The sequence below is a fragment of the Mycobacterium sp. SMC-19 genome (assembly GCF_045310815.1).
Lineage (GTDB): Bacteria > Actinomycetota > Actinomycetes > Mycobacteriales > Mycobacteriaceae > Mycobacterium.
This window is the reverse complement of sequence record NZ_JBJIAM010000007.1, coordinates 154,866-175,959: the sequence shown is the minus strand read 5'-3', so window position 1 is coordinate 175,959 and position 21,094 is coordinate 154,866. Positions and strand designations below refer to the sequence as shown.

22 protein-coding genes are annotated in these 21,094 nt (G+C 68.3%); 13 read left to right on the top strand and 9 right to left on the bottom strand.

Annotated features, from left to right (window positions below; translation table 11 throughout):
- The first annotated feature begins 354 nt into the window (after positions 1-354).
- From nhaA to ACJH5R_RS16980, 3 genes are all read left to right on the top strand, one after another.
- Complete coding sequence (gene nhaA / locus ACJH5R_RS16990; protein WP_406758022.1) at positions 355-1,623, top strand: Na+/H+ antiporter NhaA; 1,269 nt, start codon at positions 355-357, stop codon at positions 1,621-1,623.
- Positions 1,620-2,492 (top strand): pseudouridine synthase, encoded by an 873-nt coding sequence (locus tag ACJH5R_RS16985; protein WP_406758023.1) that lies wholly within the window; start codon positions 1,620-1,622, stop codon positions 2,490-2,492. Before nhaA ends, ACJH5R_RS16985 begins: the two co-directional genes overlap by 4 nt.
- Positions 2,493-2,570: 78 nt before the next feature.
- Positions 2,571-3,005: a hypothetical protein gene (locus tag ACJH5R_RS16980; RefSeq protein WP_406758024.1), complete on the top strand. Its 435-nt coding sequence runs from the start codon at positions 2,571-2,573 to the stop codon at positions 3,003-3,005.
- 92 nt (positions 3,006-3,097) lie between these two features.
- On the opposite strand, the gene nei2 is transcribed toward ACJH5R_RS16980, so the two are convergent.
- A complete protein-coding gene (gene nei2, locus ACJH5R_RS16975; protein ID WP_406758025.1) occupies positions 3,098-3,862 on the bottom strand; it encodes an endonuclease VIII Nei2 in 765 nt (254 codons plus the stop codon).
- A complete protein-coding gene (locus ACJH5R_RS16970; RefSeq protein WP_406782417.1) occupies positions 3,862-8,325 on the bottom strand; it encodes an ATP-dependent helicase in 4,464 nt (1,487 codons plus the stop codon). Before ACJH5R_RS16970 ends, nei2 begins: the two co-directional genes overlap by 1 nt.
- 106 nt (positions 8,326-8,431) lie before the next feature.
- Here ACJH5R_RS16970 and ACJH5R_RS16965 point away from each other — a divergent pair, with 106 nt between their 5' ends.
- Together ACJH5R_RS16965 and ACJH5R_RS16960 are read left to right on the top strand one after the other, a co-directional pair.
- A complete protein-coding gene (locus tag ACJH5R_RS16965) occupies positions 8,432-8,827 on the top strand; it encodes a hypothetical protein (RefSeq protein WP_406758027.1) in 396 nt (131 codons plus the stop codon).
- A gap of 35 nt (positions 8,828-8,862) precedes the next feature.
- The gene (locus ACJH5R_RS16960) at positions 8,863-9,198 is read left to right on the top strand and encodes a hemophore-related protein (RefSeq protein WP_406758028.1); all 336 of its coding nucleotides are present in this window, start codon (positions 8,863-8,865) and stop codon (positions 9,196-9,198) included.
- 2 nt (positions 9,199-9,200) lie between these two features.
- On the opposite strand, the gene ACJH5R_RS16955 is transcribed toward ACJH5R_RS16960, so the two are convergent.
- The 3 genes from ACJH5R_RS16955 to ACJH5R_RS16945 form a co-directional block, all read right to left on the bottom strand.
- Positions 9,201-9,515 carry a hypothetical protein gene (locus tag ACJH5R_RS16955; RefSeq protein WP_406758029.1) on the bottom strand — a complete coding sequence of 105 codons (315 nt, stop codon included), beginning with the start codon at positions 9,513-9,515 and terminating at the stop codon, positions 9,201-9,203.
- 14 nt (positions 9,516-9,529) lie between these two features.
- Entirely contained in the window at positions 9,530-10,204 is a 675-nt protein-coding gene (locus ACJH5R_RS16950) for a winged helix-turn-helix domain-containing protein (protein ID WP_406758030.1), read from the bottom strand.
- Positions 10,205-10,333: 129 nt separating this feature from the next.
- Positions 10,334-10,573 (bottom strand): CsbD family protein, encoded by a 240-nt coding sequence (locus tag ACJH5R_RS16945; RefSeq protein ID WP_406758031.1) that lies wholly within the window; start codon positions 10,571-10,573, stop codon positions 10,334-10,336.
- 150 nt (positions 10,574-10,723) lie between these two features.
- Between ACJH5R_RS16945 and ACJH5R_RS16940 the strand changes: the two genes are divergently transcribed.
- The 4 genes from ACJH5R_RS16940 (at position 10,724) to ACJH5R_RS16925 (ending at position 13,057) form a co-directional block, all read left to right on the top strand.
- On the top strand, positions 10,724-11,104 hold the full coding sequence (locus tag ACJH5R_RS16940; protein WP_406758032.1) for a hypothetical protein: 381 nt from the start codon (positions 10,724-10,726) through the stop codon (positions 11,102-11,104).
- Between the two features lie 172 nt (positions 11,105-11,276).
- A complete protein-coding gene (usfY, locus tag ACJH5R_RS16935; protein WP_406758033.1) occupies positions 11,277-11,588 on the top strand; it encodes a protein UsfY in 312 nt (103 codons plus the stop codon).
- Positions 11,589-11,834: 246 nt separating this feature from the next.
- Positions 11,835-12,272, top strand: coding sequence for an ATP-binding protein (locus ACJH5R_RS16930; RefSeq protein ID WP_406782416.1), 438 nt, complete (start codon positions 11,835-11,837; stop codon positions 12,270-12,272).
- On the top strand, positions 12,269-13,057 hold the full coding sequence (locus tag ACJH5R_RS16925) for an RNA polymerase sigma factor SigF (protein ID WP_406758035.1): 789 nt from the start codon (positions 12,269-12,271) through the stop codon (positions 13,055-13,057). The genes ACJH5R_RS16930 and ACJH5R_RS16925 overlap by 4 nt, the downstream gene beginning before the upstream one ends.
- 124 nt (positions 13,058-13,181) lie before the next feature.
- Here the strand turns inward: ACJH5R_RS16925 and ACJH5R_RS16920 are convergent, their stop codons facing one another.
- Together ACJH5R_RS16920 and ACJH5R_RS16915 are read right to left on the bottom strand one after the other, a co-directional pair.
- Positions 13,182-13,520 carry a pyridoxamine 5'-phosphate oxidase family protein gene (locus ACJH5R_RS16920; protein WP_406782415.1) on the bottom strand — a complete coding sequence of 113 codons (339 nt, stop codon included), beginning with the start codon at positions 13,518-13,520 and terminating at the stop codon, positions 13,182-13,184.
- 88 nt (positions 13,521-13,608) lie between these two features.
- On the bottom strand, positions 13,609-15,114 hold the full coding sequence (locus ACJH5R_RS16915; protein ID WP_406782414.1) for an FAD-dependent oxidoreductase: 1,506 nt from the start codon (positions 15,112-15,114) through the stop codon (positions 13,609-13,611).
- Between the two features lie 126 nt (positions 15,115-15,240).
- Here ACJH5R_RS16915 and ACJH5R_RS16910 point away from each other — a divergent pair, with 126 nt between their 5' ends.
- Complete coding sequence (locus tag ACJH5R_RS16910; protein WP_406782413.1) at positions 15,241-16,419, top strand: alcohol dehydrogenase catalytic domain-containing protein; 1,179 nt, start codon at positions 15,241-15,243, stop codon at positions 16,417-16,419.
- A gap of 1 nt (position 16,420) precedes the next feature.
- Here ACJH5R_RS16910 and ACJH5R_RS16905 read toward each other — a convergent pair whose 3' ends face one another.
- Positions 16,421-18,181: a glycoside hydrolase family 15 protein gene (locus ACJH5R_RS16905; RefSeq protein WP_406782412.1), complete on the bottom strand. Its 1,761-nt coding sequence runs from the start codon at positions 18,179-18,181 to the stop codon at positions 16,421-16,423.
- Positions 18,182-18,224: 43 nt separating this feature from the next.
- Between ACJH5R_RS16905 and ACJH5R_RS16900 the strand changes: the two genes are divergently transcribed.
- The gene (locus ACJH5R_RS16900) at positions 18,225-19,337 is read left to right on the top strand and encodes an enolase C-terminal domain-like protein (protein WP_406758040.1); all 1,113 of its coding nucleotides are present in this window, start codon (positions 18,225-18,227) and stop codon (positions 19,335-19,337) included.
- On the opposite strand, the gene ACJH5R_RS16895 is transcribed toward ACJH5R_RS16900, so the two are convergent.
- Complete coding sequence (locus ACJH5R_RS16895; RefSeq protein ID WP_406758041.1) at positions 19,300-19,950, bottom strand: cutinase family protein; 651 nt, start codon at positions 19,948-19,950, stop codon at positions 19,300-19,302. The two genes, ACJH5R_RS16900 and ACJH5R_RS16895, sit on opposite strands and share 38 nt — an antisense overlap.
- Positions 19,951-20,114: 164 nt before the next feature.
- On the opposite strand from ACJH5R_RS16895, the gene ACJH5R_RS16890 reads away from it, so the two are divergent.
- Together ACJH5R_RS16890 and ACJH5R_RS16885 are read left to right on the top strand one after the other, a co-directional pair.
- Entirely contained in the window at positions 20,115-20,537 is a 423-nt protein-coding gene (locus ACJH5R_RS16890) for a hemophore-related protein (RefSeq protein WP_406758189.1), read from the top strand.
- Positions 20,538-20,540: 3 nt separating this feature from the next.
- Positions 20,541-21,077 carry a DUF1360 domain-containing protein gene (locus tag ACJH5R_RS16885; protein WP_406782411.1) on the top strand — a complete coding sequence of 179 codons (537 nt, stop codon included), beginning with the start codon at positions 20,541-20,543 and terminating at the stop codon, positions 21,075-21,077.
- Positions 21,078-21,094 lie beyond the last annotated feature (17 nt).

Sequence of the window (21,094 nt, the reverse complement as noted above, 5' to 3'; positions counted from 1 at the left end):
GTAGCAATACCGCCTCACCAAGCCACATCGGCCACAGCCCCCCGACGGTTGTGGCCGATGTGTCGTTGTGCGCCCAGCGCGGGCGGGCCGCGCTGACCTGGCGGAATGTCGGTAGGCCCCGGTACGGTGGGCACCATGTCCGCGCAGCCCGGCCGCACCGGAACGGGTGCCATTGCGCGGCCGGCCGACAGCGGCGTACGGCCTCGGAACACCAACGGCAACGTGACGTTCCGGAGCAACCATGCGCACGGCATACGTGCCGGCTGCCCTCCGGCGCCGCACTGAACCGCAACGACTGTCGTCTGCCAGGCCCGTGACCTCTGGCGCTCCATCACTCGAATCAAAGGCTCTCCCTTGACCTCTGGTCGCCCCCCGCTCTTCGGCCGCGGATCGTCGGCCGAAGCCAGTCGACTCGCCGACGTGCTCCGCAAGGAGACCGTGGGCGGGGCGCTGCTGCTTGTCGCGGCTACCCTCGCGATCGCGTGGGCCAATTCGCCGTGGTCGGCCGCCTATTACCGGCTCGGTGACATCACGTTCGGTCCCCGCGCCTGGGATCTGCATCTCTCGGTGTCGGCGTGGGCCGCCGACGGCCTGCTGGCGATCTTCTTCTTCGTGGTCGGGCTGGAGCTCAAGTACGAAGTGCTTGCCGGCGACCTGCGTGACCCGCGTCGCGCAGCGCTTCCGGTGGTCGCCGCGATCGGCGGAATGGTCATGCCCGCAGCGATATTCGTCGCCGTCAACGCTCACACCGGGGGTGGAGCGCTACGCGGGTGGGCCATTCCCACCGCCACCGACATCGCTTTCGCGCTGGCCGTACTGGCCGTGATCTCCTCACACCTGCCCTCGGCGTTGCGCACTTTCCTGCTCACCTTGGCCGTGGTCGACGACCTGTTGGCGGTCACCGTGATCGCGGTGTTCTACACCGATGACCTCAACCTCGCCGCTCTTGCGCTCGCGCTCGTCCCGTTGGCGTTGTTCGCGGTGGCGGCCAGGCGTCTCGACAACGCTGCGGTGCTGCTCGTGTTGGCCGCAGCCACCTGGTATCTAGTCCACGAATCCGGTGTGCACGCCACCATTGCCGGCGTCCTGCTCGGCCTGACCGTTCCGGTCCGGGAGGCGGGCAGGCGCGGCACGTCAGCGCGCCGCCGGCTGAACGCCAAGGACCTCGAACACCGCATTCGCCCGCTGTCCGCCGGCCTCGCGGTGCCGGTGTTCGCGTTCTTCGCGGCCGGTGTGACCTTTGGTGGGCTCCACGGATTGGCTGCCTCACTGCACGATCCCGTCGCCATCGGGATTGCCGCCGGCCTGGTCATCGGAAAAGCTGTGGGCATCGCCGGCGCCGCGGTGCTGACCGCAGTGTTGACCCGAGCCGAACTCGATGCCTCGCTGAAGTGGATCGACGTGGTCGCTCTGGCCTTACTCGGTGGCATCGGGTTCACCGTCGCACTGTTCATCGGCGACCTCGCCTTCGGTGATCCTGTCCGCCAACAACACGTCAAGTTGGGCGTGCTGATCGGCACCCTGACCGCAGCCGCGCTGGCGACAGTACTGCTGACCATCCGCGACCGCGCCTATGCCCGCGACGCCGACAGCGTGCGGCCGTTCGACCTCAAAATGCGATGACCCGCCGACGTCCCGCCCCGCTGCCGGTCCGCGACGGCCTGGGGCCGGCCCGGCTGCGCCTGCACGGCGGTCTGGTCGCCGCCGAGCTGCGTGCCCGGTTCGGTGCGGCTGTTGCGGCGAAAGTGGCTGCCGGCGAAGTGGTTACCGCGGGCGGGGAGGTGGTCGACGACACCACGGCGTTGCCGGCCGGGGCGCACGTGTTCTTGTATCGGGACCTGCCCGACGAGGTCCCGGTACCCTTCGACATCCCGGTGCTGCACCGCGACCAGGACCTGGTGGTGGTCGACAAGCCGCACTTCCTGGCGACCATGCCGCGCGGCAGCCATGTGGCTCAGACCGCGTTGGTACGGCTGCGGCGCGAGTTGGATCTGCCGGAGCTGAGTCCGGCGCACCGGTTGGACCGGCTCACCGCCGGAGTGTTGTTGTTCACCACCCGTCGAGAGCTGCGCGGGGCCTATCAGACCCTGTTCGCCCGTGGCGCGGTGCGCAAGCACTACCTGGCGCGGTCCTCCGCCGAGCCGACCGTCGCGTTCCCGCAGCTAGTACGCAGCCGGATCGTCAAAGAGCGCGGCTGCCTGCAGGCTCGCGAAGAGTTCGGTGAACCGAACGCCGAGACCCTGGTCGAATCATTGGGCGCTGGCCGCTACCGGCTCACCCCCCGCACTGGCCGTACCCACCAGTTGCGGGTGCACCTGGCCTCACTCGGTCTGCCGATCGACGGAGACCCGCTGTATCCGCAGGTCATCGATGTTGCCCCCGATGACTTCTCGCAGCCGTTGCAACTGCTGGCCCACCGGCTGGAGTTCGACGACCCGTTCACCGGACGGCCCCGCGGTTTCGTAAGCGAACGCGTCCTCGACGCGAACTGACTTCGGCTGCCGGGGTTTCGGCTGTGACAGTCCTGGGTACAGGTAGGCACGACCAGAGCAGAGGGGAGTCTGATTCTGATGAAGGCACACAGCAAGATGACGATCGCAGTGCTCGGCAGTGCAGTCGCGCTGGTAGCAGCCGGCTGCAACGGCACCAAAGAAGAGGGGCCGAGCACCACCACGACCACGACCACGACGACGACCACCACCACGAGCGAGACCACCCTCGAACCGGTCCCAGGTGGGCCGGGACCAGAAAACCCGGGCGAACCGGGCGAGCCTGGTGGCCCGACCGGCGGTGGCGGGCCCGGCGGAGGCGGTGGTCAGATTCCCGGTGGCCCGACCGGTGGCGGTGGGCCCGGCGGTGGCGGCGGCCAGATTCCCGGCGGCCCGACCGGTGGTGGTGGTCCTGGCGGGGGTAGCGGCACGATCCCCGGCGGCCCCACCGGCTGGGGCGGACCCGGCGGCGGAGGGGGTTGCGTGCCCGGTGTGGGTTGCGGCGGGTGGCCGTGATCGACCAACCCTTCGAGTAGACACAGCCGAAAGTCGGCCAGCCTGATGGCTGGCCGGCTTTGGTTGTGGTCAATAGCCGGAAGGTTGCGGCGTTACCGCTGACATGACGGGCACCAGAAGCGAATCCGCTCACCGTTGCGGTCGGACTCCACACCGGTACCGCATCGCCGACACGGCAGTTCGGCTCGGCCATATACCCACAGCTGTCGGCCCGGCCGGGTATCGCCGGTGGTGCAGCGCGACCACCGCAACCGATTCGCCCACAACATTTCGCGGGCCCGTGACATCAGCCGACCCGGATCATTCAGATCCACGACGGGTGTAGTCGGCAGCCGGCCGACTACGAAGCACAACTCGTTGCAGTAGACATTGCCGATCCCGGCCAGCACCGTCTGGTCCAACAATGCCGATGCCAGCGGGCGCTGCGGATCGGCCACCAGCCGGGCGGCGGCCACAGCCGGGTCCCAATCGGGGCCCAGCAGATCCGGTCCGAGGTGCGCGACGGCATCGCCGTCATGATGGCGTTCCAGCACCTCGAGCACACCCAGATCGATACCGGTGGCGCGAACGGAGCCGGCCTCTAAGATGATTCGTACCCGATGATCGACTGGGCTGTGTCTGGCAAGACGTCGACCGACCCGCCAACTGCCCTCCATCTTCAGATGCGAATGGATGCTGGCTGGCCCGACCCGGATGAACAGATGCTTGCCGCGGCTGATCACCTCGTCAACGCGTTGTCCGCTCAGATCCACACCGGCATATCGGGGAACCCGGATATCGCAGCGAGTCAAGGTCTTTCCCGCCAGCGCGGTGGCCAGCACCGTCGCGGTGTGAAAAACCGTGTCCCCCTCGGGCATCAGCGCATTCGCAATCCGCGCGGCGTGCGGGAGAACCCGGCCTCGGTCAACGCGTCCAGCGTCGGCGAATCGTGAAGCTCCAGCACCGGAACGCCGTCCACCCGCTCGACGAGAATCCCGTCAACCCGCCGGTCGGCGATCAGCCGAGCCAGTGCCCCGGCGGCGGCACGCTGCCCCTCGGCGGCATCGGCGAAGTTCAGCAGCGTCCGGCCGCCCCGCTCGACAAACCAGGCCAGTTCACCGTCGACCAGGACCACCAGCGCTCCTGCCTTGCGGCCCGGACGGGCCGTCCCGGAGTGTGCCGGCCAGCTCAGCGCCGCGCCGTACGGATTAGCCGGGTCGGCGGCGGCCAGTGCCACCGCGTGGTACTCGGGCCTGGTCGGGTCCACACCATCGAGGTAGCCGCGCAGCCGGTCCACGGTGGAGGCCAGCGCGAACTGCGCGGCCCCCAACGACTCGATGAAATAGCCACGCTGGCATCGCCCGGCCTCCTCGAACGCGGTCAGCACCTTGTAGACGGTGGCGAAACCGCCGGGCACGGCCTCGGCGGCAACCGCGCCCCGAGTCAGCACGCCATAGCGGTGCAGCAGCAACTCGGCGGTGTGGTGCGCCCGAAGGGTGGAATCGGATTGCGGGGCAGGCAAAGCCGACCAGCGACCGGACACCGCCGGGTCGGCAGCGCGGGCACTGGCGTGCGCGACACTGTAACGACTGAGCCGGGGCGGGCGTCTGCTGCGGTGCGCAGGGGTGGCGCGCCGGGTGCCGGCCAGCACCGCGCGCACTGGAGCGAACGTATCGCCGGTGACCCATCCCGCCCAGATCAGCTCCCACAGTGCGGCTTTGCGTTCCGCCTCGCTCGCGTCGCCGCACAGGTGGCGGAAGAAAAACGCACCGCCACCGCCGAGGGCATCCAGAATCGCCCGGTGCGCGTCGCCGAATTCGATCGGCGTCCCGGGCGCCAATGTCAGCGGCGCCGAATCCGCGGTGTGAAAGCTGATCCAGCCGTCGGTCGCCGGGGCGCTGCCGGCTGGGGCGCCCGCGCCCGACCACAGCACCTCTCCGGAGGCCAGCAGTTCGTCGAGCATGGCCGGTGCGTAGTCGCGCACCCGCGGGCCGAAGATCAACGGTTCGACCGCCGACGCGGGCAGCGCCACTCCGGCCAGTTGCTCGATCACCCCGGCCAACCCGTCGGCGCCGGTCGCGGCAACCTCGGAAGAGCCGATCTGCTGCCAGGCCGGCAGGAAACGCCCGTAGGCAGCCGGCGACACCGGCTCGATCGCCGAGCGCAGCGCGGCCAGGGACCGGCGCCGCAGGATCCGCAGCACCTCGGTGTCGCACCACTGTTCACCGGGGGAGTCCGAGAAGTCGGTGAACTCGCCGCGCACCACCCGTCCGTCGGCGGCCAGTCGGCCCAGCGCATCGGCCGCCACCCGCACTCCCAGCCCGAACCGGTTCGCGGCGTGCCGGGTGGTGAACGGCCCCCGGGTGCGGGCGAATCGGCCCAGCAGCTCGCCCAACGGGTCGGCGACCGGTTCGGTGAAGCCCGTCGGCACCCCGGGCGGCACCGCAACCCCGAGGCCGTCGCGCAGCCGACCGATGTCCTCGATCGCCACCCACCAGCGGTGCCCGCCGAACGCCACCGTCAGCACCCGCCGGGCGGCCAGCAGATGTTCCAGCCACCCGCCCACGTCAGCCCCCGCGGCCCGGGCGCTGATCTCTTCGGTGGTGAGCGGACCGAGCAGCCGTAGCAGGTCGGCCACCCCCTCCGCGTCACGGGCGGCCTTCTCCGGCGTCAGGTGCTGCAGCTGCGCGGTGAGACCGGTGATCACCTCGGTGTCGAGCAGTTCGCGCAGCTCGACCCGGCCCAGCAGCTGCGCCAGCAGTGTGGGGTCCAGTGCCAAGGCCGCCGCGCGGCGCTCCGCCAGCGGGCTGTCGCCTTCGTACATGAACGCCCCGACGTAGCCGAACAGCAGCGACGCCGCGAACGGTGACGGGGTGGCCGTCTCGACCTGGGACAACCGCACCCGGCGTTGGGCGATCTGCGCCATCAGTGTTGTCAACGCCGGGACGTCGTAGACGTCCTGCAGGCACTCGCGCACCGTCTCCAGCACGATCGGGAACGTCGGGTATTTGCGGGCCACGTCGAGCAATTGGGCCGCCCGCTGGCGTTGCTGCCATAACGGCGTGCGGCGGCCGGGGTGCCGGCGCGGCAACAGCAATGCCCGCGCTGCGCATTCCCGGAACCGAGAGGCGAACAACGCCGAGCCGCCCACCTCGGCGGTGACGACCGGCTCGACCTCGTCCGGGTCGAACACGAACAGTTCGGCGCCGGGCGCTTCCGCCCCGGAGTCGGTGTCGGGCAGCCTGACCACGATGCCGTCGTCGGAGGCCGTCGGCTTCTCGTCGATGCCGTAGCGGTCGCGCAGTCGCTTGCCCACCGCCAGTGCCAAAGGCCCGTGCACGCGCAGCCCGTACGGTGAGTGCAGCACCACCCGCCAGTCCCCGAGCTCGTCGCGGAACCGCTCCACCACCAGCGTGGTGTCGGTGGGCACTATTGCCGTGGCGGTGCGCTGATCGTCGAGTAGTCGCCTCAGGTTGTCGATCGCATAGTCGTCGAAACCCAGCCCCGTGCAGCGCTTGTCGAACGCATTTGGGTCAAGGGCGGCCAATTCGCCGGTGAATGCGCCGAGCGCGGCACCCAGCTCGGCTGGCCGCCCGACACCGTCGCCGTGCCAGAACGGCAGTCGGCCCGGCTGGCCGGGTGCCGGCGTGACCAGTACTCGGTCGTGGGTGATCTCGGTGATCCGCCACGTGGTGGCGCCCAGCGAGATCACGTCGCCGGGACGCGACTCGTACACCATCTCCTCGTCGAGTTCGCCGACGCGGGAAGGCTTCCGCGTTTCGTCAGTGCCGGCCAGATACACCGCGAACAGTCCGCGGTCCGGGATGGCGCCGCCGGAGGTGACGGCCAGCCGCTGCGCGCCGGGCCGGCCGGTCAGGGTCCCGTTGTCACGGTCGTAGACCAAACGCGGCCGCAGCTCGGCGAATTCGGTCGACGGATACTTGCCGGAGAGCAGGTCCAGCGTTGCCTCGAAAACACCGCGCGACAACGTCGCGAACGGAGCGCTGCGGCGCACGCTGTCGAACCAGGCTTCGGCATCGATTGGCTCCAGCGCGGCCGCCGCTACCGTGTGTTGGGCCAGGATGTCCAGCGGATTGGCCGGTACCGTCAGGGTTTCGATCTGGCCGGCGAGCATCCGTTCCACTGCGACGGCGCACCCGATCAGATCGGTGCGATGCTTGGGAATCAGTACGCCGGAGGAGATCTCGCCGACCTGATGACCGGCCCGACCGACGCGCTGCAGGCCGCTGGCCACCGACGGCGGCGCCTCGATCTGGATGACCAGATCTACCGCACCCATATCGATGCCCAGTTCGAGGCTGGAGGTCGCCACCACCGCGCGCAGCCGCCCGCTCTTGAGGTCCTCCTCGACGTCGGCTCGGGTCTGCAGGGAGACCGAACCGTGGTGGGCTCGTGCCAGCGGCGCCGGCGCCTGATCGCCGTCAACGTGGCGTTCCGCGTGAATCTCGTTGAGCCGCCCCGTCAGGCGCTCGGCGAGTCGCCGTGAGTTGGCGAACACGATCGAGGACCGGTGGGCTTCGATCAGGTCGACGATGCGTTCTTCGACCTCGGGCCAGACGGTGCCCTCGGCCGGATTGGCCATGTCGGGCACCGGGACCTGAACCGTCAGCTCGAATGTCTTGGCGGCCGGGGGAGCCACGATTGCGGTGGGGGACTGCCCGGACAGAAACCGGGCTACCTCTTCGGCGGGGCGCACGGTGGCGCTCAACCCGATCCGCTGGGCGGGCCGGGTGAGCATCGCGTCCAGGCGCTCCAAAGACAGTGCCAGGTGGGCACCCCGTTTGGTTCCCGCCACCGCGTGCACCTCGTCGACGATCACCGTGCGCACCGCGGTCAACGTCTCGCGCGCTGCCGAGGTCAGCATCAGAAACAACGATTCCGGTGTGGTGATCAAGATGTCGGGCGGCTTGGCGACCAGTTCGCGGCGCCGCGCCGGGGAGGTGTCGCCGGAGCGCACGCCCACGGTGATGCCGGGAGCGGGCAGCTCGCGCTGTGCGGCCATCCGGGCGATGCCGGCCAACGGGGTACGCAGGTTGCGCTCGACGTCGACGGCCAGTGCCTTGAGCGGCGAGATGTACAGCACTCGGGTGCCGCTACCGGGCTGTGCTGCGGCCAGTTGGTCCAGTGCCCACAGGAATGCCGCCAGCGTCTTGCCGGAGCCGGTCGGAGCGACCACGAGTGTGTTGTGGCCGTCGGCGATCGCCGCCCAGGCCTGCTCCTGCGCCGGGGTCGGTGCGATGAAGGTGCCGGCGAACCAGTCCCGGGTCAGCGCCGAGAACCGCGCCAGCGCGGCTGGGGTTGCTCGGTCGGGTGGGCTCACCCAGCCATGGTGCCAAGTTCGGAGCCGGAATGCTCCCGCGCTGCGGTTTTGTGCCCGCCGTCGCCGGGTATCCGCCAACGGTGATTTCGGTGAGCGGAGGCGGGGGATGACCATTCTGGATGACGGGGCGACGGCGGTCCGGCCGATATTCGCCGACGCCCGCCCCCGTGCGGCGGGGACGTCGGCGCCGGAAGCGCTGCCCCGCGATTGGACGTGGGCCAACTGGGCGCTGTCGCTGCTGACTGCGCCGGCTGCGGCGCTGCTGATGGCATTCGCGCTGACCAGGGTGTCCGGCTCCGCGTTGTGCAACAGGGTGGCTTGCCCGGAGCTCAAGGTGCACGGGTCCCTGTTCGGTGTGCTCTACCACGGAGCGGCCGGCGTAGCGGCCCTGACGCTGTTTCTGGCCTTTTTCCTGGCGACGCACCGCGGCGGGATCGCGGTCTGGGCGTGCGGGTGGGCCCTGCTGTTCGCTGATCTGGCGGTCTTGGTCCTGATGTTTTGACCTACCTGCGGCGGCTCTACAGAGGGGAACGCGAGATGTTTGGCCTGATCAGATTGTCCGCCGCGGTTGGGTTTGCCGCCGTGGCGCTGACCGCTGGGCAGGTGGTGGCTTCGGCCGACCCGGACACCGATCCGGTGGTCAATACGACCTGCACTTACGCGCAGGTGGTGTCGGCGATGAACGATCAGTCACCGGGGGACGCCGAGCAGTTCAACGCGACACCGGCGGCACGATCCTGGTTGCAGAACTTTCTGGCTGCCCCGCCGCCACAGCGCCAGCAGATAGTCGACCAGGCGCAGGACACCCCCGATGCCGCGCACTACGTGGCGCTCTTCAGCCCGTTGGCAAACGCCTGCGACAACTACTACTGAGCTCACTCTTCGACGGCGAAGAATGAGCCGCCGTCTTCGGGACTTCCGGACACCTGCGCGCGGTGGCGCTCGCCCCCGACGGCTTCGTCGGGATCATGCTGAGGGCCTGCGACGTCGGGTTGCTCGGCGGCCAGCTTGTCATCCAACGACTCATGGGCCGTCTCGTTGTCGGCGGCCTGCCAGTGGTCCGGTGCGGTGACTGCCGCGTCGCCGTCGTCGTTGCGCAGCTCGTCGGAGTCGGTGGCCTCACTCGGCGGTAGCGTGTCGTCGCCGGTGGTGTCGGTGGCCGCTGAATCGAAATCGGGTTGTCCAGTCATGGCCTGTGGCCCTCTCAGTTGGCGATGGCCCATTGCGGCTGCGGCGATTCCGGCGTCATGTACCCGACGCCGCGGACCGTGTCGACGATCGAGTCGTGGTCGGCCCCGAGCTTCGCGCGCAACCGCTGCACGTGAACGTCGACCTTGCGACGGCCGCCCTCGCCGCCCCAGATCTCACGCAGCAGCCGGGCCCGGGTGAACGCTTGGCCGGCGTGCTGCACCAGATAGCTGAGCAGTTTGAATTCGGTGAGCGTGAGGTCGAGATCGCGATCCGACAATGACGCCGTGAAGCTGTCCGGGTGGATGACCAAGGCGCCGAATTGCAACCTGTGGGGGGCGGATTCGTCCCGACGTGCCAGGGCCAGTAGCAGCCGCGCGTTCGCCTCGGCGGGGCCTGCGGTGGCGATCAGGACATCGTCGACGTGCCAGTCCAGGCCGACTGCGGCGAGGTCTTCGGCAGCAACCACGGCCAGCACGGCAGCCGACGGCTCCCAGGCTCCGAGTTTGCGGCAGGTCTCCCGCGCTACCGGCACGTCAGAACAGCCATCGACCAGAACGGCGTTCGCCCCGTGGCAGTCGGCTCGCGTGGTGAGGGTCAGTGAACTACGGACGATCGAATGCCCGAAGACACCAATCCCCGACAATGACCGTGCGAATTCGTCGCGGTCGGTCAGTAACAGGATCTTCATCGCGTGGCTCCAACCCATGGATGCTATGTCGCCTCAAGGCTTTTACTACCCGTTGCTCGCAGGAAGTAACCCGATCACGTAGCGACAGGCCCGGCCCGCCAAGCGGACCGGGCCTGCCCTCCCCTCGGGCTACTGGTGAGACTGCTCGCGCGCCTCGGCCGCCTTCGCGCCCGCTCGGGCCGATTCGGCCTCGGCTTGGTGCTTGGCGGCGTCGCGCTGCGCTTCGCCCTTGTCCTGCTGCGCCCGGCCCTCCCGGGCCAGCTCGTCGTTGCCGGTCACGGCCCCTAACGCTTCCTTGGCCTTGCCCTTGACGCCTTCCACGGTGCCGCGGATGCCGTCTTCGGTAGCGCTGCTCTTGTCGTCCGACATGAGCCCTCCCTTCGTGTTCTTGTGGCAGCCCCACACGGTGTAGAGGCCCGCCACAACGGCAAGGCTTCCCGGGCTGCCGCGCGCCCAAACGTTGACGCAGATGAATGAATCGCCTTGACGCAGAGCTCATCAGCGCGGACGGTGGGAGATGTGGAATCGCGCACACCGTCGCGCTCTACTTCCGGTGGCGACCGGCTGGGCCAAGAGGACCGGGAGGTCCGCGCGGCCGCTCGATTTGCCGGGTTGATCGTCGCCACCGCGCTGGCGTTTGTCGTCATAGCCGTGTTGTGGGTGGGTTCGTGCGACCCCCAGTCGGCCACGGCGGGGTGCGGACGGCCCTACCGGACCGTACTTGCCGTTGGTGCCCCGCTGATTCTGGCTGCCGGTGGGCTGCGGGCGTTTGTGCGCACGTACCGGGTGTGGCGCGCCCGGGGCACCTGGTGGGGTTGGCAGGGCGCCGGGTGGTTCCTGCTGACGCTGATGCTGGTCGTCTTGCTCATGAGCGCTGTACCGATCATGGGCAGCGGCTGATCGCCCGCCGTGGCATGGGCATCGCTGTTGCATGACTGTGAACATCCTGTTAAGGAGGCGGCGTCTTCAACGTATCGGCATACGATAGTTTTGGGTCGCGGACGGGTCCACCTCATACCGGTCGACCGCTTGGGGCGGCTTCTGAAATCGCTGTTCAGGAGGAGGAATCGCAATGGGTGACACTTTTCATGACCCGGTCGACCATGTCCGGACGACCCGGCCCCACGCGGGTCGCGCCATGATCGACGTCATGGGCTGGCCGGGCTATTCCTTGCTGGTGGTGGGCATGGTGGCCGGAATCGGCTGCCTCGCCGCATTCGGGACCGGCCACGACCGTCAGGGCGTGGAAGTCGCGGTCGTCGCAGTGCTCGCCGCCGCCCTGGGCACCGTCTGGCTGCTGCTCGAGCATCGCCGGATCGGCAAGGTGAACCATCAGTGGCACTTGGCGCACGCCGAGATGCGTCAGCAGGCCTCCACGAGTTAACCCGAGGGGTCAAGTCGGCCCGGCCGGTATTCCGGCCGGGCCGCGCTACGACTACGTGCCGAAATCGATGATTGAGTTCCCCGGCGATCGGGTACAGACTTCCCATGACTGATCTCCGGGCAGCCGGCGTGCGATGGTGACGGTGCCGGCTGAGGGCGAAATGCACGAGGGTGCCTGCAGGCGAGGGTGGTGAGCAGTCGATTGACACGCAGCAGTAGTCTCGGTCCGATTTCGCCGGGAGGCCTTATGACCGACATTCACAGTGACCGGGCTCAGCGATCGTGCAGCGAACGGGCCGTCGAACTGCGGGTTACGCCCAGGCTGGAAAGCCTGGCGGTGGTACGCATGTTGGTCGGTGCGATCGCTACCTACGAGGATCTTGACGTCGACACCGTCGCTGATCTGCGGCTGGCGATCGACGAGCTGTGCACCCAGCTGATCCGTAGTGCCGCGCCCGGCGCGATGCTGACTGTCGTCATCGACCCGCACGACGATTATGTGACGATTCAGGCGTCGGCAGCCGGTGACGGGGCCGGCGTGCTGACCCCGGGAAGCTTCAGCTGGCACGTGCTCACGTCGCTGGTCGATGACGTCCAGGCATTCCGCGACGGGCATGAATCCAACGGTGCGGGTGAGGTATTCGGGGTCACGTTGACAACCCGCCGGGCGGACTCCGGGAGGTGAGTCCGCGTGCCGCCGGCAGCGGCTCACAGTCCGGATCGGAGTACGCCGACGTTGGCGACATGTTTCGTGAGCTCGCCCAATACGACGCCGACTCGCCCGACTTCCGCAACCGCAAAGACAAGATCGTGGAGCGGTGTCTGCCGCTGGCCGACCATATCGCTCGCCGGTTCGAGGGCCGCGGAGAGTTGCGGGACGACCTGGTCCAAGTCGCCCGGGTCGGTCTGGTCAACGCCGTAACACGCTTCGACGTCGAAACCGGCTCGGACTTCGTCTCGTTCGCGGTTCCGACGATCATGGGCGAGGTCCGCCGCCACTTCCGCGACAACAGCTGGTCGGTCAAGGTGCCCCGCCGGCTCAAAGAGCTGCACCTTCGGCTGGGGGTGGCCACAGCCGAACTGTCGCAACGACTGGGGCGAGCGCCGACCGCCTCCGAGCTCGCGGCCGAGCTCGAGTTGAGCCGCGACGAGGTGGTCGAAGGGTTGGTCGCGGGCAGCTCGTACAACACGCTCTCGATTGACGGCGGCGGCAGTTCGGATGAAGACGACGTCCGTTCGATCGCTGACACCCTCGGCGAGGTCGATGCCCGGATGGACCGGATCGAGGACCGAGAGGCGTTGCGGCCCTTGTTGGATGCACTCCCGGAGCGGGAACGCACCGTGCTGGTGCTGCGGTTCTTCGAATCGATGACCCAGACCCAGATCGCCGAGCGGGTCGGTATTTCGCAGATGCACGTGTCCCGCCTGCTGGCCAAGTCGCTGGCGAAACTACGTGATCAGCTGCAGTAGCCCTGCTCAGTGCAGCCCGTAGATGTCCGACCACAACCGGCTGAGTTCTGCTTCGTGGGCGTCGCCGAACATGTAATCCGGTGAGGCGATCGGCAGCACACGTTCGACCCGTACCAGTACGGCTTCACGGCACGGAAACTGTGGTCCGTGGGTGTCGATGACCCATTGCCGCAGCCACTCGTAAACCTCGTCGCCGGGGGGGTCGCAGCTGCGCGGTGCCTTTGAAGCGGTAGCCGCGCCGTTTCAGGAAGTCCACCACGTTGACCTCGATACGCGGGTCACGGCGCAGATCGGCCACCGTCGTCGGCGACGCCATGTGCATGAACACCAGGTGTTCGTCACCGTAGACCAGCAGTGACTCCTTCGGTGACAGGTTCGGCGAGCCGTCCTCGCAGACGGTGGCCACGAACGCCAGCTTTGCGCTCTCGACGATCTGGCGCATGTCATGGTCGATGATGCACACCGCTCACCCCGTCGCTTCGCAGCCGTCTTTCACCGCCCAGCGGTCGATTACCCGCCCCGGCGTGCGGTAAACGACGGCCGCCGGCTCGTCAGTCGCCGGCGGTCAGGCCGCGGGTGGCCGGGCCTTCCAGAAGGGTGCCGTCAGGGGCGAAGCGCGACCCGTGCAGCGGGCACTCCCAAGCCCGGTCGGCATCGTTCCAGGTGACAATGCCGCCCAGGTGAGGGCAGACCGGGGAGAGGCGATGTTCGACGCCGTCCACCCGGCACTGGGCCTGCAGGCGCCAGGGTGGCCCGCTGACCACACCGGAGTCCGTGCCCAGGCATTGCCGCCCGATGTGGGCCGTCGGAGTGATCCAGCCTTTCGCCAGATTGACGCCGACCGCAAGATTGGCCGTCAGAGCCGCCGGCAGGCCGCGCAGCTCGCGGGGACTCCAACTGGCGAATGCCCGCTCCCACCCCGGTCGCTCGCCGAGCAGCCGGCCCGACAACACCAATGCGGCGGCCGCCCCGTTGGTCATGCCCCACTTGTTGAAACCCGTTGCCACGTAGATGGCGTCGTTCTCCGGCAAGATGGGCCCGACATAGGGCAGCGCGTCAACGGGCGCGTAGTCCTGCGCTGACCAGAGATGGGTGCGGGTTGCGCCCGGATAGTTCCTGACCGTCCACGACTCGAGTTCGGCCAACGCATCGATGGGGTGCTTTTCCCGGCCGACGGTGTGCCCGGCCCCGCCGACCAGCAGCAGCTGCGAGCCGTTGACCGGGGCATAGCGCAGCGATCGCGTCGGTGAATCGGTGGAGATCATCATGGAGCGGGTTATCTCGCCGGGCACGTCGAAAGCCATGCAGTATGAGCGGCTGGGTTTGACTCGGGCGAAATATCCGCCGCGGTCCAAGATCGGGATCCCGGTGGCCAGCACCAGCTGGGTGGCCCGCAGTTCCGCCTGCCTGCGCGGACCGCCTACTTCCAGTCGAAGACCGTGACGACTGCTGGAAACACGCTGTACCCGTGTGTGTTCCAGCAGTTGTCCGCCGGTCGCGAGCAACTCGGCGCGCAGCGCGTCGAGAAACTGCATCGGGTCGAACTGCGCTTGATCGCCCAGCCGTGCGCCGCCGTGGTAGGAGAACGGCACGTCGGCGTCCGCCTCCCACGTTGCCGGCAGACCCAGGGCGCGGCAGGCCTCGTACTCGGCGCGCGCCGCCGCCACGCCACGCTCGGACTGGGCGAAGCTGTAGGCGTCCTCGCGCTGGACCGGCACCCCGGTAGCCGCGCAGAACGACAGCAACCAGTCCTGTCCGGCGCGGTTGCCGTCCACGTATGCAGCCGCCAGACTCTTGCCCTGCTTCGCCGATATCGTCGACAGCTGAGTTCCCTGCAGCAGGCTGATCTTGGCGGTGGTGTTTCCCGTCGCGCAGGCGCCGACCGTCCTGGCCTCCAGCACCAGCACTTGGCGGCCGGCGCGCGCCAGCAGCACCGCGGTCATCAAGCCGGTGATGCCGGCACCCGCCACCACCACGTCGGCGATATCGGGCAGATCGTCGGCGGTGCCCGAGGCCGGTGATGTTGTGATCCGGTCGGCGAGCCACAGCGAGGTCATGGTCGATCAGGTACCCCGCGGTACGGCCGTGAAACGTACGAGATTCGCCAGCATGCCCAAGGCGTTTGCACCGGGCTGCGGGCGGGTAGCCGGGCGGTGTTCGCGAGACACGACGGAGGCGACCCGATGCGGGCAGTCACATGGCAGGGCAAGCGCAAAGTTCAGGTCGACACGGTGCCTGATCCGGTGATCCAGAATCCGACCGACGCCGTCATCGAAGTGACAACCACCAACATCTGTGGATCCGATCTGCATCTCTACGAGGTGCTCGGTCCGTTCATGGACCCCGGCGACATCCTGGGGCACGAGCCGATCGGCGTTGTGGCCGAAGTCGGTCGTTCGGTCAGCAATCTCAAACCGGGCGACCGGGTGGTCATCCCGTTCCAGATCGCCTGCGGTCATTGCTGTATGTGCCGACACGGTCTGCCGACCCAGTGCGACACGACTCGGGTGCGCGAGCAGGACACCGGAGCCGCACTGTTTGGTTACTCCAAGCTCTACGGTCAGGTTCCGGGCGCGCAAGCGCAGTACCTGCGGGTGCCGCAGGCGCAATACACTCACATCAAAGTACCTGAGGGCCCTCCGGATTCGCGCTTCGTGTATCTGTCCGATGTGCTGCCGACCGCGATGCAGGCAGTTGACTATGCCGCGATACCCGATGGCGGGTCGGTGACCGTGCTGGGCCTCGGACCGATCGGAGACATGGCGGCCCGGATCGCCACGCATCAGGGGGCCCGGGTTATCGGCGTGGATCTGGTGCCCGAGCGGTTGGGCCGGTTGGCGCGGCGAGGGATCGAAATCGTCGACCTGAGTGAGGTATCCGATCTGGGCGAGGTGATTCGTGACCGCACCGACGGCCGCGGAACCGATGCGGTGATCGATGCCGTCGGCATGGAGGCTCACGGCTCCGGCGGCGCCAAGGCCGTCCAGCAGCTCAGTTCCCTGCTGCCGGACGCCGTGGCGGGACCGTTGATCAGTAAGGCGGGCATCGACCGGCTCGCCGCGCTGTACTCCGCGATCGACATCGTGCGCCGCGGCGGCACCCTGTCGATCGTCGGAGTCTACGGCGGCAAACTCGACCCGTTGCCGATGTTTACCTTGTTCGACAAGCAGATCACCCTGCGGATGGGGCAGGCCAACGTCAAACCGCGCGTCGAGCGGCTGATACCGCTGCTGACCGACGACGACCCGCTGGGGGTCGATGCCTTCGCCACTCACGAGCTGTCGTTGGAACAGGCACCAGAGGCCTACGCGATGTTCCAGGAGAAGCGCGACGGCGCGGTGAAGATCACGCTCAAGCCGTAACTCAATCCGTGTCAGGGCGGGCCAACACGTGTGCGGCTTCGAACAGCAGCGCGTGCGCGAAGGCCTGCGGCAGATTGCCGCGCAACTGACGTTGGCCCACGTCGTATTCCTCGGACAGTAGGCCCGGCGGCCCGCACGCGGTGCGGCCTCGCTCGAACCATTGAAGCGCGGCAAGGTCATTGCCCTGCTGGTGATCGGAGAGCGCCATGACGAAGTTGCACAACAGGAACGCCCCCTCGGCCTCGCCGAGACCGCGCTGATCGGGCCGGTAGCGGTAGACGAACCCGTCTTGGGCGAGGTCCCGGCGCACGGCGGCCAAGGTGGCCAACGTACGGGCGTCGTCGGTCGCGACGGCTCCGCGCAGACCGGGCAGCAACAGGGCCGCGTCGATACCCGGGTCATCGGGTGCGCGCTGCCATCTGCCGTCTCGGTGCAGACAGTCGGCGCTGGTATCGCTGACGAGCCTGTCGGCCAGCTGTTGCCAGCGTGCCCCTTCAGCCAGCGACGCCACGCCGGCGATGCGGCGCAGCCCGGCTGCGCACATCAAACGGGAATGAGCCCAGCGTTGGTCGTCGAGTTCCCAGATGCCCGCGTCCGGTTCGGTGCAACGTTTTTCGATCGCCTCCACCAGGGTGTGCACCGCACCCCAGTGGGCGCCGTCCAATCGGTCAAGCCGGCCGGCTGCGGCCAGCAGCAGCAGCGCCTCGCCGAAGGTGTCGAGTTGGAACTGCTGGCCCACCCAGTTTCCGGTTTTGGCCGAGGCGCCCGGGTACCCGGGCAGCGACAGGTCGTGTTCGGGCGGTGGCGTCGTGGCGTCGACGCAGTAGGCCGGTCGCAGATCAGGCCCGTCCGCCAGCACCCGCTCGGTGACGAAGCGGACGGCGTCATCGAGCAGCGGATGCGGGCCGGCTGCCGCGATCGCCTGTCCGGTGTAGCACTGGTCGCGAATCCAGCAGTAGCGGTAGTCGTAGTTGCGCCCTTCTTTGGCCCGCTCCGGCAGCGACATCGTCGCCGCCGCGACCATGCCACCGCCGGTGCTGGTCAGGCCGCGCAATACGGCGTAGGACAGTTGCGCATCGACGTCGGCCAGGGTGCCGTTGACTTCGGGAACTGCTTGTCTCCAAGCGCTTTCGGTGGCTGACCAGGCCTGTGCCGCACCGGCGGGCTGCGCGGGCAGCTCGCGATCGGACAACTCCAAAACCAGATCGTGGTCGCTTCCCGGTGCGACGTCGAGCACCAGACGCAGCGAACCGTCGGCGGCGGGGCGGGCCTTCGCCGCGCCCGCCCAGCGGAATCGGTGCGGCCCCGACCGGCCGGTCCAGACCCCACCTTCGCAAGTGAGTCCCGACATGGCGGTGGCGCCGAAGTCGGCGCGAACGTCGAGTGCGATCTGCATGCGCATCGGCCGATCGAGCGCGCGGATGCGACGTAACACCACGGCGGTGTGCATGTCGCCGGGGAAGGCCAGCGCCTCGCGGCACTCCACGATGCCATCGGTGGTGACCCAGCGGGAACGCCAGATCAGCGAGCGCTCCTCGTATCGCCCGCCCCACACGTAGCGCAGCACCGGGGTGACCGCATAGACCCCGGAGCCACCGAGCAGCGAACTGAAGACCGCCGGACTGTCCCAGCGGGGCAGGCACATCCAGCAGAAATCGCCACGCGGTCCGACCACGATCCCGCGCTCACCATCGGCGATCAACGCATACTGCCGCAACACCTGAGGCGGGAAGCGTTCGAGCAGCGGAAGTCCCTCGTCCATGGCGGATGCATACCCGCCGCCGCGCGCGGGTAGTCACCGATTCATGAGCCTGCCCTGCGGCATGCCGGTTCCGGTCGACTCGGTGGAGGCCGCCGCCTACTCGATTCCCACGGACGCGCCGGAATCCGACGGCACCGCCAGGTGGGATTCCACCACGATGGTGCTGGTGAGGGTGCACGCCGCCGGACACATCGGAACCGGCTACACCTACGCCGGTACGGCGGCGGCCACGGCGGTGCGTGACGAGCTGACCGAGGTTGTTACCGGTGGCGACGCCACCGTCCCGCCGGCTCGCTGGGCGGACATGGTGCACGCGGTGCGCAACCTGGGCCGGCCCGGCGTGGTGGCCGAGGCGATCGCCGCCGTCGACATCGCGCTGTGGGACCTGCGGGCCCGCCTGCTCGACGAACCGCTGACCGTCGCGCTGGGGGCGGTACACGAGGCCACCCCGATCTACGGCAGCGGGGGCTTCACCTCCTATGACGACGACGCGTTGTGCCGCCAGCTCGCCGGATGGGTGGAAGAGGGCATCGCCCGGGTCAAGATGAAAGTCGGCCGCGACCCCGCCGTCGACGCCGCACGCGTCGCCGCGGCCCGCCGGGCGATCGGCACCAGCACCGAGTTGTTCGTCGACGCCAACGGTGCCTATCAGCGCAAGCAGGCACTGGGCTGGGCGCAGCGCTTCGCCGAACATCAGGTGAGCTGGTTCGAGGAACCGGTCAGCTCGGACGACCTGGAAGGCCTGCATCTACTGCGCGACCGCAGTCCGGCGGGCATGGATATCGCCGCCGGCGAATACGGCTACGACGTTCCGTATTTCCAGCGCATGCTCGACGCTGGTGCCGTCGACTGTCTGCAGGCCGACGTCACCCGTTGCTTGGGCATTACCGGAGTGCTCAAGGTGGGTGCGCTGTGCGATGCCCGCGGTTTGGATCTGTCGTTGCATTGCGCACCCCAGATCAGCGCGCACGTCGGCACCGCACTGTGGCATCTGCGTCATTTGGAGTATTTCCACGACCATGTGCGGATCGAGCAGATGGCCTTCGACGGTGTTCTGCTTCCGCAAGCGGGCGGCGTGCTGCGTCCCGACCGCAGCTCTGCCGGGCACGGTCTTGCGGTCAAAGCGACTGACCTGGAACGCTTTCGGGTGGTTTGAGACGTTCGACGGCGAAGTCCGCCGCTTGCGCGGTCATGCCGTTGGCCGCGTACGCCGCGTGCGCGGCACCGTCCCCGCCCACCGAGCAGACCGGATCGCCGGGCGCGCACAGGTCGATCGTCTTGGCTGCATAGCCCGGCCCTACCGTCACCGGCGGCGCGCCGATGGAATTCAGGAACGCCGCGGACGGCTTTCCCAGCAGCGCCACGGCGGCGACGTGCCCGGCCGCCTCGGGCGGCAGGGCGGCCCCGAGCCCGCCGGCCGTCGGTTCGGTGACATACCCCATCAGCGCAGCGCCACGCGAGTATCCGCCAAGGACCAGTTGGGTGTTCGGACAACCGGTTGCCATATCGCGGACGTGGCCGGCTGCGTCGGTGACCCCGGTGGCGGACGGGCCGAATTCGGGTACTGCCGGAAAGTCGACCGGGTAGACATCCACGTTGCGACCCCAGGTGCGCCACCGTAGTGCATCGATGAACTGCTGACCGATCCATCCGACCCCGGGCGGTTCGCCGGTGCCACGCGCGAACACCACCTGAACGTCGGGGCAGCCGGCGGCTACTGCGTCGCCGGCGGCCGGCGAACACAACAGCGTGCAGCCAGACAGGGTCACCGCGGTGAGGATCCGAGTAATCACAGCACTTCGTCCGATACCCAGTACAACCAATGGGCAAACCGTGGTTTAGCTCGGGCAAAAACGGCAAGCCTAATTCGGTGCCGTCGTCGACGGAGCATGTGTCAAACATGAATTCTAGGATTGAAGGGGAGAAACCCATGATGACAACGTCTTTGACCAGGCTGGCCGCGGCCGGCGGCATGGCGCTGGCGTTGGCGAGCGGCACCGGACTGGCAAACGCCGCACCGGCGCAACCGACTCAGCCAGCGCAACCGGGGCAGCCGGCCCAGCCCAGCCAGCCAGCCCAGCCCGGCCAACCCGGCCAGCCGGGCCAATGGTCACAGAATCCCGCGGTGAACACGACCTGCAGCTATTCCCAGGTCGTTGCGGCAATGAACGCGCAATCACCTGACACCGCGGCACAATTCAACGCCACACCCATGGCGCAGTCGTTCCTGCAGAACTTCCTGGCCTCTCCGGCGCCGCAGCGTGAGCAGATGCTCGAGCAGGCCCAGGGGGTGCCGGAGGCGGCGCCGTTCGTCAACATGGTCGGTCCCATCGCCAAGACCTGTGACAAGTACTGAGTGATGGCTCAATCGCCCGGGGCCGGCGGCACCATCTCGGACGCGGCCAAGCGGGAAGCCGACGCGTACCGCGGCGACAACCCGCGTCCGCTGGGGGGATACGTGCTGGTGTTGCTGGTCTACGGCGGGTTGGTCGCGGCGGTAACCGTGGCCGCCGCGGCCACCGGCCGTCGTCTGCCGCAGGGCTGGGCGACCGCAGACTTGCTGACGGTGACTCTCGGGACCCACAAGCTGTCCAGAACGTTGGCCAAGGACGCGGTGACCAGCCCGTTGCGCGCACCTTTCGCCCACTACACGGGCACCGGTGGCCCCGCCGAAGTGATGGAGGAGACCAGGCACTCCAGCGCGGTGCGTCACAGCCTGGGGGAGCTGTTGACATGCCCGTTCTGTCTGGATATGTGGGTGGCCACCGCGTTCACCGCCGGGCTGGTACTGGCCCCGAGGCTGACCCGGCTGGTCGCGGGTACGTTCAGCGCGCTCGCAGGTGCTGATTTTCTGCAGCTGGCTTACGCGAAAGCCCAGCAGATGGCCCAGCAGTGAGATCGGAGATTCCTTGA

Coding starts and splice junctions, on each gene's coding strand:
- ACJH5R_RS16890 (WP_406758189.1), top strand. CDS start 20,115: ATGACAACGTCTTTGACCAGGCTGGCCGCGGCCGGCGGCATGGCGCTG.
- ACJH5R_RS16910 (WP_406782413.1), top strand. CDS start 15,241: ATGCGGGCAGTCACATGGCAGGGCAAGCGCAAAGTTCAGGTCGACACG.
- ACJH5R_RS16930 (WP_406782416.1), top strand. CDS start 11,835: ATGACCGACATTCACAGTGACCGGGCTCAGCGATCGTGCAGCGAACGG.
- ACJH5R_RS16900 (WP_406758040.1), top strand. CDS start 18,225: ATGAGCCTGCCCTGCGGCATGCCGGTTCCGGTCGACTCGGTGGAGGCC.
- ACJH5R_RS16950 (WP_406758030.1), bottom strand. CDS start 10,204: ATGAAGATCCTGTTACTGACCGACCGCGACGAATTCGCACGGTCATTG.
- ACJH5R_RS16885 (WP_406782411.1), top strand. CDS start 20,541: ATGGCTCAATCGCCCGGGGCCGGCGGCACCATCTCGGACGCGGCCAAG.
- nei2 (WP_406758025.1), bottom strand. CDS start 3,862: ATGCCCGAGGGGGACACGGTTTTTCACACCGCGACGGTGCTGGCCACC.
- ACJH5R_RS16945 (WP_406758031.1), bottom strand. CDS start 10,573: ATGTCGGACGACAAGAGCAGCGCTACCGAAGACGGCATCCGCGGCACC.
- ACJH5R_RS16905 (WP_406782412.1), bottom strand. CDS start 18,181: ATGGACGAGGGACTTCCGCTGCTCGAACGCTTCCCGCCTCAGGTGTTG.
- usfY (WP_406758033.1), top strand. CDS start 11,277: ATGGGTGACACTTTTCATGACCCGGTCGACCATGTCCGGACGACCCGG.
- ACJH5R_RS16960 (WP_406758028.1), top strand. CDS start 8,863: ATGTTTGGCCTGATCAGATTGTCCGCCGCGGTTGGGTTTGCCGCCGTG.
- ACJH5R_RS16980 (WP_406758024.1), top strand. CDS start 2,571: ATGAAGGCACACAGCAAGATGACGATCGCAGTGCTCGGCAGTGCAGTC.
- ACJH5R_RS16955 (WP_406758029.1), bottom strand. CDS start 9,515: ATGACTGGACAACCCGATTTCGATTCAGCGGCCACCGACACCACCGGC.
- ACJH5R_RS16965 (WP_406758027.1), top strand. CDS start 8,432: ATGACCATTCTGGATGACGGGGCGACGGCGGTCCGGCCGATATTCGCC.
- ACJH5R_RS16985 (WP_406758023.1), top strand. CDS start 1,620: ATGACCCGCCGACGTCCCGCCCCGCTGCCGGTCCGCGACGGCCTGGGG.
- ACJH5R_RS16915 (WP_406782414.1), bottom strand. CDS start 15,114: ATGACCTCGCTGTGGCTCGCCGACCGGATCACAACATCACCGGCCTCG.